This is a genomic window from Priestia sp. FSL H7-0729 (assembly GCF_038005685.1).
In the GTDB taxonomy this organism is placed as follows: domain Bacteria; phylum Bacillota; class Bacilli; order Paenibacillales; family Paenibacillaceae; genus Paenibacillus.
This window is the reverse complement of the sequence record NZ_JBBOTQ010000001.1, coordinates 870,624-883,255: the sequence shown is the minus strand read 5'-3', so window position 1 is coordinate 883,255 and position 12,632 is coordinate 870,624. Positions and strand designations below refer to the sequence as shown.

The following is a 12,632-nucleotide window of genomic DNA, read 5'->3' as shown; positions in this document are numbered from 1 at the left end:
AACACAACAAAAGGGACTAGATCTATCTGCACAATTTACCAACGCTATAGGCTATAAGGAGTGGAAGAAGAAAGATGACAGCATTATTTTCACATCAGCCTGAAGGGTATGAATGCCCATTTTGTTATATTTGGGGTATCAAGCGACCTGATCAGGGAACAAAACAAAGGGATATCATTTATCAGAATGAAAAGGTAACGGCATTTATAGCAGGCAAATGGTGGCCAAACAATAAAGGACATGTTCTTATTATTCCTAATCAACATTTCGAGAACATCTTTGAACTCCCTGCGAACTACGCTGTTGAGATTCATCGCGCGGCCCAGCTTACAGCATTGGCAATGAAAAGTACATATGGATGTGATGGAATCTCTACACGACAACATAATGAGCCTGCTGGTAATCAAGACGTGTGGCATTATCATTTGCATGTTTACCCTCGATATGTGAATGATCAACTTTACCTGACCAAAGGTTCTCCGTCCGATCCAGATGAACGAGCACGCTATGCTGATCAGCTGCGTTCTTGGATCAAGGAAAACATTTAAAGTCTAGCAGGCTACTCATTTTTTTGTTGAGTTATCCGGCATCTGAATTAGTTATTCATGATAGAATGAGTTTGAATGGGGCAAATTAAATAGTATATTTCATGATACAGGGGGGAACTAATGGAGACCTTTGCAGAATTTATAGCACGCATCGATAACCCGGAACATCAGGCACGAACGGAAGAAGTCCTGAACTGGATCACTGAGAAATTCCCGAATTTAAAACAAAAAATAGCATGGAACCAGCCGATGTTTACCGACCATGATACTTTTATTATCGGTTTTAGCGTATCCAAGCAACATTTGGCTGTTGCTCCCGAGAAGGCAGGAATTAATCGTTTTTCGGAAGAAATCACTCAGGCGGGTTATGATCATACCAAAGAATTGGTGCGAATGAAGTGGAAACAGGAGATTGATTATTCGTTACTTGAGAGAATGATTGAGTTCAATATAGCGGATAAGGCAGAATGTTCGACGTTTTGGCGCAAATAAATCACGATATATAAAGGAGACCCCCAACTTCCGGATACGGAAAGAGGAGGTCTTCTATATTTTAAGCAAAAACGATTATTGAGCGCCTACAACAGGGTGGGGTACATAAGGCTCTTCAAGGAATGTTACATCTTCTGAGGTCAACTTAACCGAGAGAGCACCTACCGCATCTTCCAGATGCGACAATTTGGTAGCACCGATAATTGGAGCGGCTACAGTGTCTTTTTGTAGCAACCACGCTAGTGCGATGTGTGTGCGAGGGACACCGTATTTTTCTGCAATGGATGCAACACGTTCAACAACAAGTCGATCTGCATCGCTGGTTCCATTGTACTTGGATTTCTGCACTGCGTCTGTCTCGGACCGAAGCGTGGTCACAGACCAATCACGAGTTAATCTGCCTGAAGCAAGAGGACTGTAAGGAGTCACAGCAATCTTTTCTTCCTTGCATAAAGGAAGCATTTCGCGTTCCTCTTCACGGTAGATGAGGTTCAAGTGGTTCTGCATGGAGACAAACTTGGTCCAACCATGCTTCTCTGCTACATGTAATGCCTTCTGGAACTGCCAGGCGAACATGGCTGAAGCACCAATATATCTTACTTTTCCGGACTTCACCACATCATGTAAGGCTTCCATAGTTTCTTCAATAGGCGTATTGTAATCCCAACGATGAATGATATACAGATCTACATAATCCGTCTCCAATCGTTTCAGGCTCTTATCAAGCTCACTAAGGATGGCTTTTCTGGAAAGGCCAGAACCGTTGGGTCCTTTATGCATTTGTCCATGTACTTTGGTTGCAATAACTATCTCATCCCGATTGGCGTAATCCTTTAACGCCCGACCAAGATACTCCTCGCTCGTACCCAGAGAGTATACATTGGCTGTATCAAAGAAATTGATGCCCAGATCCAACGCTTTTTTGATCACGGGGCGGGAGTCCTCTTCATTCAGTACCCATTGATGGACCCATTTACTGGCATCCCCAAACCCCATACATCCCAGGCAAAAGCGAGATACGTCCAAGCCGGTGTTACCAAGTTTCGTATATTCCATGTCATGTTCAAATCCTTTCTCATGTTTATTATTGCCACCTTTATGGCGACCTATTTACACACTATTATGTCATAACGAATGAACCGGCGTGTACCACATTCCTATCAAACTTTTGCCTAAAACTATCACAATCTCTGAATTTGAGTCAGTTGAGTCCATTGAGGTTCTCATATAAAAATAAGAACAAGCCATGCGTTTCTCCGTTGGAGATTCAGATGGCTTGTTCATAAATAGCAGGAGAGAGGGGAATCCGAATGAAAATTATTGTTTAATCATTGTTTGATGAATCCATTCACTTATTTTGGTTAATTTAACATTTGCTTTGATGTTATCATCCAGCTCTTCATACCGTGGAAGAAGATCCGTATGCCCATCAATCCATTGGTACAATCCTTTAAGACCTGCTGCTGTCTCACTTCCCAACAAAGGCTGAATCGCTGCTTCAAAATGATCAAAAGGTAGAGACATAAAGCTGATGTTTTCGCCGAGTGCAGCACTAAATTGTTCGGCTAATTGTTCACCTGTCAGGGCTTCTAATCCAGGTGCCGGAATAATGCTTCCTGCCAATTCCGAATGAGTCAAGGCATAATAGTGGAATTGAGCTGCATCGTTTAAGCTAATCCAGGAGATCGGCTTGTCCGCTGGTACCGGGTAGGCCAAAACGCCATTGTTCAGTATTCCGGGAATCAGGAAGTTTTCCAGGTATACAATGGGTTCCACAATGATATATGGAAGTCCGCTTTGCTGTAATTCATGGATAACTTCACGTTTCAATTCAATTCCTTTGGAATGGGTGACTGGATCAGGAACGTAGGTCCCCGTGTTAACCACAATTAATTCGACGTTTGCCTGTATAGCAGCATCAATTGCATTTACGGTATATTGTCTGATCTTATCCGGATTGAACTCCACTGGCAGATTCAGGAATACTTTACTTACACCTTCATGTGCCGCATGGAGCTGTTCAACATTGGATAGATCCCCGATGAAGGCTTCAACATGTTGTTCCTTTAGTGCTTGGGCTGTTGCCTCATTTCGAGTAATCGTACGCACCTCACAACCATTTTGCACGAGTAATTGAGCAACAGCGCCGCCCTGGGAGCCCGATGCTCCATATACTAAAAATCGATCGTTCTGTGTCATAGTGGTCAATAACTTCCTCTCAATATGTGATTGGAATGGATGAGTTAGCACTCAGCATTGACCTCAGCATAACGGATTTAGAATAGGAGGGTAAGTACGCACATTAATGATATAAAGTATCCCTTGAGATACTGTGGGAAGGCGTATTACATATGTTTCGCTCCCCAATCACCTAACTGAAACAAGATCGAAGTCAGACTTTGTCCTTTTTCTGTCAGGGAATATTCGACTTTAGGTGGAACTACAGGGTGAGTAACACGGTTTATCAAACCGGCTTCTTCAAGTTCGCGTAATTGCCTGGTTAACGTACGATGTGTAATGGGGTCCAGCATTTTCTGCAATTCGTTGAATCGAATTGTTGAATGGTGGATAAGTCGATTTATAATTAATAACTTCCATTTCCCACCAATCATATTGACTGCAAACTCAACCGGGCAGCGGTCCTCCACAGGTTGTTCTATATTCATATTTATGTATCCCTCCTACAAAGTATGATCTCATGTTCCATGTTTCGTTCATTTTATCGAATTAATAAAGGGGTGTATAGCTTACAGTGCATTCAGGTTATGAACCATGCCCAGTACATAAAAAAAAGATGCCCCATGTGTAGCTCAAGGGACATCTTATTCAAAGTGAAATTGTTGTTAATCTATATGGACAGAAAAAAGATTGAACTAGAAAAAGCGCCATGATATAATCTATAGCGCGATTGACATATTTATTGGATATAAAAGATGTAACATTATTTCTCCTAATTTAATTTTACATCCGACATTCCAATTTGTCAATGCTCTTTTTTAGACCCAATAAATGGAAAAAGGGAGTGGACTTATTCATGGATAAAGCCGTTGAATGGAAGTTGGAAGAGGAAAGATTAGTGCAGGTGAGGAACAAACTTCAGGCAAGACTCGAGGAGTTAGAACCGAAGGTTGCAGGATTGCATGAACAGGCGGCCGAAATTCGTAAACGCTTTTGGGAAGAAGTGACGATTAACACGGGTTCGTACACGGACTTTGAAGATGCATTCTATACCATTAATCAGCAGTCCAGAGTGTTGGCCGAGCGGGAGCGCGGGCACAAGCTGTTATCACAACAATGGAAAAATACAAAGAGACTGCTCCCCGCGCCGTATTTTGGTCGCTTCGACTATAAGGAAAAAGGCATGACATTTACTGAACAGATCTACATCGGCGTATCATCTTTCATGGATGAGGATGGTTTGAACTTTCTAATCTATGACTGGAGAACGCCAATTGCGAGTCTGTACTATGATCACTCTCCCGGACCAGCAAGTTATGACACACCTTCAGGACGAATCGACGGAAAGATGGAGCTCAAGCGTCAATTCCAGATTCAACATGGGCAGCTTCATAGTATGTTTGATTCAACTGAGACGATTGGTGACGAATTGTTGCAGCAAGTGCTCGCCAAGGGTGCAGACTCACAGATGAAGAGCATTGTAGCAACGATCCAGAAGGAACAAAACGCCATTATTCGTGATGATCGAAGCCGGATGCTTATCGTTCAGGGAGTAGCTGGCAGTGGCAAGACGTCCGCTACGTTACAGCGAGTGGCCTACTTACTATACAAACACCGCCAGACCGTCAAAGCAGATCAGATTGTACTTTTCTCGCCGAATCCGATGTTTACCAGTTATACTTCCACCGTACTTCCGGAACTTGGTGAAGAGAATATGCAGCAGACCACTTTTCAGGAATATCTCAATTATTGGCTGGATTCCTCCTTGCGACCGGAGGATGCCTTTGATCAGATTGAATATGTGCTGACAGCCCAGGAAGATCCAGGATATGAAGCTCGTCTGGAGGCGATCAAGTACAAAGCTTCCGAGATATTCCTGCAAGTGCTCCAAAACTACGGTAAGTGGCTGGGCCGGGAGGGCATGCGTTTCAACGGCATTCAATTTCGGGGACGTGAATTCATTACTGCGGACCGAATTAAGGCTCAATTTTACAGTTTGGATCAAAATCTTACCTTGTCCAACCGTATTCTTCTTTTGCAGGAATGGTTGTTGAGAGAACTCGTTACGCTGGAACGTCTGGAGCGGGAAGCAGACTGGGTTCAGGAGGAGTTGAATTATCTGGACACGGATGAGTATGTGGAAGTTTTCCGCATGTTGCACAAAGAAAAGCCTGTGTTTGATGTGGCGGAAAAATATGCAGCCCGTGAGAATGGAAATAACAAGGAAGTGCAAGATGAGGGTGCCTCTAACTTTGGAGTGCGGGAAGAGGAACTGCTTCGTCAGAAATTGGTGAAAGATATGTTTAAACCGTTAAGAAAGAGTGTGCGGAATTTCCAGTTCGTGGATGTGAAAGGGATATACGAACAACTATTTGTAGATGAAGCCGCTTATCGAGAACAAACGAATGGGGCAATCCCCCCACAGCACTGGCCTGAGATCTGCAAACAGACGAAGGAAATGATTTCGCAGAATAAGCTGTTCCATGAGGACGCTACTCCTTATTTATATGTAAAAGAACTGATTGAAGGCGTCCGGACGAATACGGAGATTCGTTATGTCTTTGTCGATGAAGGCCAGGATTATTCGGCGTTTCAATACGAATATCTCAAGAAACTGTTTCCTCGTGCCCGCATGACGGTGCTGGGGGATTTCGGGCAAGCGATCTTTATGCAGGCTACGGAGCTAGCAGCATCCAACTCGCCGTTGGTCCACCTTTATGGAGAAGCCGAAACCACATTGATCCGCCTGGTACGCAGTTATCGTTCAACCAAAGAGATTGTTGAATTCACGAGACACATGTTACCAGGGGGAGAAGAGATTAGACCTTTTGAAAGGGGAGATCAGAAGCCTCTTTTAACAAGACTGAAGGACGAAAAGCAGCGTGGTGCGCAGATTCTCGCAGACATCTCCGCACTTAAGGCGGAGGGGTTTGACTCCATCGCTGTAATTACGAAGACCGCGGCTGAAAGCCGGGCAGCCCATGAAAGGTTACAAAATCAGGGAGGCGAAGGCTCACAACTTATAACGAAGGATACGCAGATTTTTGAAAAAGGAATCATGATCATTCCTGTGTACCTCGCCAAAGGCGTCGAGTTCGATGCTGTCCTGATCTATGATGCTTCACTGGAAGCATACAGCCAGGAATATGACCGCAAGCTTCTGTATACGGCCTGCACACGGGCCATGCATCGACTTCATCTATATACAGTGAGTGACTGGTCACCATTTGTGCAGGCGTTACCTGCGAATCTGTATGACATAAAATCACAGTGACTGCGGAGGCCTGATGTAGGTCATTACCGTAATCAAGAAGTAATTCATTGTTTATGAAGAAATTTAGAAAGCTGCTCGTAGCCTTTTATCAAAAAAAGGTATGGGCAGCTTTCTTTGTAATGAATACAGGAGTGATGAAAGTTATTCTTTACTGATCGTTCCTGATGTGATAAATTGTTATTAGGGGTTATGAGAATGATCGTTCTCATAACATTCTCAAACATAAATGAATTCTCAAATGAGAGGGAGTATTAATAAATGGACATTTCCAAACAAGTTGCTATTGTAAGCGGGGCTAATCGAGGTCTGGGTAAGAAACTTGCTCTCGAGTTGCTAGCGAGGGGGGCCAAAGTATATGCTGGCGCGCGAAACCCTGAATCCATTGATCTTCCTGGGGCTATTCCACTGCAACTCGATATTACTGATCCTCAATCTGTCTTGGCTGCAGCTGAGGTAGCGAGTGATGTAACCCTACTAGTTAATAATGCTGGTTCTTCTACGGGTGCTTCGCTGCTCACGGGTGAACTGAACGATATTCACTTGGAATTCAATACACATGTGTTCGGTACGCTATCCATGATTCGTGCGTTTGCACCGGTAATTGAAAAGAATGGAGGAGGTTCGATACTGAATATTCTGTCCGCGCTATCCTGGCTCAGCCTGGGTAACTCAGGTGCATATTCTGCTGCAAAATCTGCTCAGTGGGGAATAACGAACGCACTACGTATGGAATTAGCCCCTAAAAATGTTCGCGTTGCCGGATTACACGTTGCATTCATGGATACGGATATGACGGCAGGTATTGACGCACCAAAAACGAGCCCAACGGATATTGCCAAGATTGCAATAGATTCCATCGAAGCGGATCTGTACGAGATTATTGCCGATGATACCAGTCGGAATGTACAACAGGGTCTTGCCGGTGGTGTTGCTGCCCTTTACCCGCAATTGTTTCAAAAATAGAGAGGCGTAGATACATTTTCTCGTTATAAATAAAGCAACCCCCACCAGATAGGTGGGGGTTGAGTACGTCATGAATACTCCAATTCCATTCCCTCAAGAACGGTAAGAATATAAGGTTTAACCTTTAACTGCACCGGCAGTAAGGCCGCTGACAATATATTTTTGCCCGAATAGATACAGGATGAATACAGGCAGGGAAGTTAGCACGAGATTGGCGAAGATCAGGTTCCAGTCCCGGCTATATTTGCCGTAGAAATTGTAGATCGACAGTGGCATCGTCCAGGTGGAACTGTCTGTCAGGAAGTACACCGGAATGGTGATATCATTCCATACGGACATGAACACCATGATGGCTACCGTTGCGTTAACGGGCAGGATGAGCGGTGTGACGATGCGGAAGAACACGCCGAACACACTTGCTCCTTCCAGAAATGCGACTTCGTCCAGCGCTCGTGGAATGGTTTTGATGAATCCACTGTACAAGAATACACTGAAGGCCGTATTTAACGCGGCATAGATCAGGATAACGCTCGTGATGCTGCCGTAGAACCCCAATCCCTGTACAACCCGTATGGTCGTAATAATCGACATTGGCGCAATCAATCCCATGAAGAAATACATGTAAATGGTGCCGGATAGTTTGGTTTCCCGACGTGCCAGAATGAATGCCGCTGCCGAAGAAGCAACGATATTAATGATGGAAGATACGCCGGTAATCAAAATACTGTTGAAGAATGCCCGTGACAGACCGCCTTCCTGGAAGACACGAACATAGTTCGAGAATTGCCATGTTTTCGGGAAACTCAGAGAGAAGCTGAGCACTTCGGCGCTGGTTTTGAATGAGCCAAAGATCAGAATGACAAGCGGCAACAGAACGATAAGAGAGGCCAGAATCAGGAAGCCTTCCACGATATAGTTGCGGATGGCGAGTTTGCGTGTATAGCCCATATTATTCCGTAACCTCCTTACGCCGCATGAAGATCAATAGCGGTATAGCGATAATGGTAACGACCACGAACAGAAGGGTGTTGACCGCTGTTCCAAGTCCCCAGTTGCCTTCGCCGAAAGACCGTAGAATGATCGTACCGACGACCTGTGAAGCGTTACCCGGGCCACCACCGGTCATGACGTACACTTCGGAGAATACTTTGAGTCCACCGATCAACGTCAGCATCAGGTTAATGTTAATGGCGGGCAGCAAGAGTGGCAGTGTGATTTTGAAAAAGCTTCTCCACGAACTTGCCCCATCAATCTTGGCCGCTTCGTAATACTCTTGAGAAATGGACTGCAGACCTGCCAGATAGATGGCCATCTGGAACCCGGCGCTCTGCCAGATCGAGACGATGGCAATCGTCCAGATCACAATCGATGGGTTGGTCAGCCAAGCTTGGCTTAACGAATGCAATCCTACCGATTCCAACAAATTGTTAATTGTACCTTCGGTACGCAACATGGGAGTGAACAGGATGCTGATCACAAGTATGCTGAGTATGGAAGGAGAGTAGAAGATCGCACGCAGCAGGTTCTTTGTTCTTAATCGCATGTTAAGTCCTACGGCCAGCAATAGGCCGATGACATTCTTGCCAACAACGGTGACAATCGCAAATATCGCTGTGTTTTTCAGCGCCAGAATCAACGTTTTGTCTGAGAAAATTTTCTCGAAATTATCCCACCCGATGAACTTCAACTCCAGCCGGTCCAACCGCCAATCCGTGAATGAGTAATAAAAAGCGGCGAGAGCAGGCACAACGAAAAAGATGGAGTAGATCAATAGTGCGGGAAATATCATGTAATACGAGTACAGATTTTTAGTCCTTTTCATGTCTCACACTCCGTTATAGCCAGGCAGTATAACGTCCGATCATGTGATGCTGCCTTATATTTCACTCTTTAGAAACCTTCTACGCCTTTATCCTGCATCAGCTGACTGAACTTCTCATCCCAGGATTTCAGTACTTCCTCTGGTGACAATCCACCAGCGAATTGATCCTGCAACAATCGGTACAATTCACTGCGATCAACCAGCATGTATGCATCCGTTGTTAGCACGGTTTTCTTCGGCGTAATGTAATTGTCTACAATGTCCTGTTTGTATGCCGGTAGTTCCGGTGTAGTAACGTCACTGAAATTGGATACGTATCCTTTGGAATCCACGATCTGTTGGGCGACATCTTTGGAAGCGATATAGTCCAGGAACTGTTTGGCTTCATCCAAATGTTTGGATTTCTTCGGAATGAACAGTTGTCCGCCGAGTGGACTCGCACCCAGACTGGCATTATCCGACGATGGAATCGGGAATACACCCAGTTCCATATTTGGATCTTGCTCGGCCACGCCTTCAATTAACCAATCGCCCATAAACATCATGGCTACTTCCTTGTTCAGGAATTTACCTACTGCCATGTCATAGCTGTCGCTAAGTACATCGGTGTTGGTGTACCCTTTGGTGTACACTTCATACTGTTGTTCCAGGAATGTTTTGAATTCGGGAATATCGGACCATTTTTTCTTGTTACTGTTCAACTCATCAAAAAACGTCGGATCATTTTTGGCTACAAAATCGGCAAAAGCTGCAGCAGGCCAGATGTTGGCAGCCCAGGCATCTTTGTAAGGCATGAATACAGGTGTAATGCCACTTGCTTTGATTTTTTCACAGTTCGCCAGGAATTCTTCGTAGTTGGTTGGAATGGACAACCCGAGTTCTTCAAAGATTTGTTTGTTATAAACGACACCTTGCATCCCGGTATCTTGGCTGACATGGAAACTGTAAAGGTGACCGCCAGAAGAGAGGACGTCTTTGTTGACGATTCTGTTCGCCCAAGGTTCGCTATCAAGAATCTCAAAGTTGCGTTCAAGGTTGAGGTCCGTGACTGCACTCGCCAGATTGTACTGAATAATATCAGGTGTTTCATCTACAGCCAGTTTGGTCTGCAGTACAGTCGTCGTTTGTTCTGCCGGAATCAGTTGCAGATTGACGCGAATGTTCGTCTGTTTTTCGAATGCATCGAGAATGTCCTGCTGGATGAAGGCAGAGTCCTGAGAACTTTTGGAGATTGCCAGCTCCAATGTGACTTTGCCACCCTTGCTGTCCCCGCCAGCAGCTGTGCCGGAATCCGTACCTCCTGATCCGCAAGCGGTTAATGAGATGGATAAGATACTGGCCAGAATAATAGAAATCGCCTTTTTTCTTTTTATTGTTTTCAATGCAAATCCCCCTCTGAAACGTTTAGTGAATCCGTTTACAAGTCCGATTATAGATTCTTTTCTCGCCCCGGTACATGTCTGTGCTTGAACGTTGATGTGTAAAATCCTGAACTTGAAATCGCTATCATTTCATGGAGTACCGTGATAGAGTAGACATCAATCTAAGTGATCTCACATCATGTCAGAACAGGAGGGCATCTCTAATAATGGCGAAGCTCCTACATAAAGCAACTCAATTCAGTTTGCAGACGAAGGTGTTTTTGACGTTTTTGGCTCTGCTTTTGTTTGTGCTGGGCTGTTTTATCGTCTATGTAAATGTAATCGTTGTCCGCCCGCTCAAACTGAAAACAGAGCAGGATACGCTCGTAACCGCTACAAAGGTTAGAGAGCAAGTTGATCTCTACGTGGAACAACAGAACCAGATGTCGCAGCGGATATTATCCAGCAAAAATATTTTTGCGGCCATGGACAAAAGCTCTTCAGCGCATAGTAATTATGAAAGGCTGAAACAGATTCGGATCATCAAAGACATCATGTTTCAGGCGATCGGGCCGAGCATGAATATCAAGGACATGTCCATCTATGACAATCACGGCGTTCTCCTGACGTCATATCTGGGTTCGGGCAATCCGCCCGCAATCCTGAACACCATGATGGAAAGCAGTCAGATCGGACGAAATTGGACGGAAAGTGGTTTTGTTCTGCTGCGCCAAGACGATACCATCTCCTTTGTTCGCACGATCAATGATCAGAATGGCAAGGTATACGGTTATCTTAGCATTCAGATGGAACAGGCCTATATACAGAACCTTACGGAAGGTATCACAGCAGGAGATGTCTATATTCTGAATGAACAAGGGGAGCAGATGACAGGATCGGAAGCGGGTGTGACATTTGCCAATTGGACAAAGCCTGCATCTGACGAGGGACTGGATGTCGACAAAGACGACAATTATATCACGCATTCCACATCACCCAGTACAGGTTGGATTACGTATATCATTACACCCAAAAAATCTGTCCTGGGCTCGATCCATTCGGTTCAGACGATGTCCATTCTGCTGATTACAGCACTGATGCTGGTTTCATTTGTGTATATCTTCCTGTCAACGCGTAACCTGCTGCTGCCAATCCGTAAGCTCCGCAGCCAGATTTGGCGCATGAACTACAGCAATATGAATCTGAAAGTGGATGAAACGCCGAAGAACAATGATCTCTTATTGCTGAATGAAGCCTTTCAGGATCTGATGGAGCGGCTTCAACAATCCATTGACCGGGAAAAATCGGCACTTCATGAAGAAGTAAAGGCGCGTAATTCAGCATTGCAAGCCCAGATCGCACCTCATTTTATTCATAATGTTCTATATCTGATCAGTATTGCCGCGCAAGAAGGGAAGACCAAAGTTGTATCGGATATGTGCAAGCATCTCTCCGACAGTTTGCGTTATATTGTATCTTCACCATACGCGCATGTGACTTTGGCTGAGGAGCTTCAACATACGAGACATTATCTTTCTCTTGTACAACAAAAGTACGAAGAGGATCTGGAATGGGACATCTGTGCTGACGAGCTGGCCAGCGAAATCCGGTTGCCGCGGTTGGTCATTCAGCCGTTTGTGGAAAATTGCATTGAACATGCCTTTGCCAACACCGCGCCGCCTTGGCGTATCCGGATTACTGTGAAGCAATATAACGGATTATGGGCTCTGGAGATTAAAGATAACGGAGAGGGCTTTCCACCGGATAAGATCCAGAGGATATTAGCCAATATTCAGGAATCGGGTTCCGGAATGAACCAGACGGCCGATCGTGCCACAGCCTTTGGTAATATGGGGATTATCAACAGTGTCAATAGACTCAAGTTAATGTATAACAACCGGCTCTTTATTAATATATTTAACAATCATGCGAAAGAGGATCGTGGAGCAACGATTCAAATCATCGGCTCACTCACGAAGGATTTTTACTAAGGC

Annotated in this window: 11 protein-coding genes; 5 read left to right on the top strand and 6 right to left on the bottom strand. The window is 44.8% G+C overall.

Annotated elements, in window-relative coordinates:
* Positions 1–74 precede the first annotated feature (74 nt).
* Positions 75–548 carry an HIT family protein gene (locus MHH93_RS03700; protein ID WP_500052845.1) on the top strand — a complete coding sequence of 158 codons (474 nt, stop codon included), beginning with the start codon at positions 75–77 and terminating at the stop codon, positions 546–548.
* A 120-nt stretch (positions 549–668) separates the two neighbouring features.
* On the top strand, positions 669–1,040 hold the full coding sequence (locus tag MHH93_RS03695; RefSeq protein ID WP_500052844.1) for an iron chaperone: 372 nt from the start codon (positions 669–671) through the stop codon (positions 1,038–1,040).
* A gap of 75 nt (positions 1,041–1,115) precedes the next feature.
* On the opposite strand, the gene MHH93_RS03690 is transcribed toward MHH93_RS03695, so the two are convergent.
* The 3 genes from MHH93_RS03690 to MHH93_RS03680 all read right to left on the bottom strand — a co-directional run bounded on the left by MHH93_RS03690 (position 1,116) and on the right by MHH93_RS03680 (position 3,706).
* Positions 1,116–2,096, bottom strand: coding sequence for an aldo/keto reductase (locus MHH93_RS03690; protein ID WP_500052843.1), 981 nt, complete (start codon positions 2,094–2,096; stop codon positions 1,116–1,118).
* Between the two features lie 261 nt (positions 2,097–2,357).
* On the bottom strand, positions 2,358–3,239 hold the full coding sequence (locus MHH93_RS03685; protein WP_500052842.1) for an SDR family oxidoreductase: 882 nt from the start codon (positions 3,237–3,239) through the stop codon (positions 2,358–2,360).
* 146 nt (positions 3,240–3,385) lie between these two features.
* Positions 3,386–3,706, bottom strand: coding sequence for a winged helix-turn-helix transcriptional regulator (locus MHH93_RS03680; protein WP_500052841.1), 321 nt, complete (start codon positions 3,704–3,706; stop codon positions 3,386–3,388).
* A 368-nt stretch (positions 3,707–4,074) separates the two neighbouring features.
* Between MHH93_RS03680 and helD the strand changes: the two genes are divergently transcribed.
* Positions 4,075–6,492 (top strand): RNA polymerase recycling motor HelD, encoded by a 2,418-nt coding sequence (helD, locus tag MHH93_RS03675; protein WP_500052840.1) that lies wholly within the window; start codon positions 4,075–4,077, stop codon positions 6,490–6,492.
* Positions 6,493–6,750: 258 nt separating this feature from the next.
* On the top strand, positions 6,751–7,455 hold the full coding sequence (locus tag MHH93_RS03670) for an SDR family oxidoreductase (protein WP_500052839.1): 705 nt from the start codon (positions 6,751–6,753) through the stop codon (positions 7,453–7,455).
* A gap of 117 nt (positions 7,456–7,572) precedes the next feature.
* On the opposite strand, the gene MHH93_RS03665 is transcribed toward MHH93_RS03670, so the two are convergent.
* From MHH93_RS03665 to MHH93_RS03655, 3 genes are all read right to left on the bottom strand, one after another.
* Positions 7,573–8,403 (bottom strand): carbohydrate ABC transporter permease, encoded by an 831-nt coding sequence (locus MHH93_RS03665; protein ID WP_413408958.1) that lies wholly within the window; start codon positions 8,401–8,403, stop codon positions 7,573–7,575.
* Between the two features lies 1 nt (position 8,404).
* Positions 8,405–9,277, bottom strand: coding sequence for a carbohydrate ABC transporter permease (locus MHH93_RS03660; RefSeq protein WP_339242596.1), 873 nt, complete (start codon positions 9,275–9,277; stop codon positions 8,405–8,407).
* Positions 9,278–9,345: 68 nt separating this feature from the next.
* On the bottom strand, positions 9,346–10,659 hold the full coding sequence (locus MHH93_RS03655) for an ABC transporter substrate-binding protein (RefSeq protein ID WP_500052838.1): 1,314 nt from the start codon (positions 10,657–10,659) through the stop codon (positions 9,346–9,348).
* 206 nt (positions 10,660–10,865) lie between these two features.
* On the opposite strand from MHH93_RS03655, the gene MHH93_RS03650 reads away from it, so the two are divergent.
* Positions 10,866–12,629 carry a sensor histidine kinase gene (locus MHH93_RS03650; protein ID WP_500052837.1) on the top strand — a complete coding sequence of 588 codons (1,764 nt, stop codon included), beginning with the start codon at positions 10,866–10,868 and terminating at the stop codon, positions 12,627–12,629.
* The last annotated feature ends 3 nt before the right edge of the window (positions 12,630–12,632 follow it).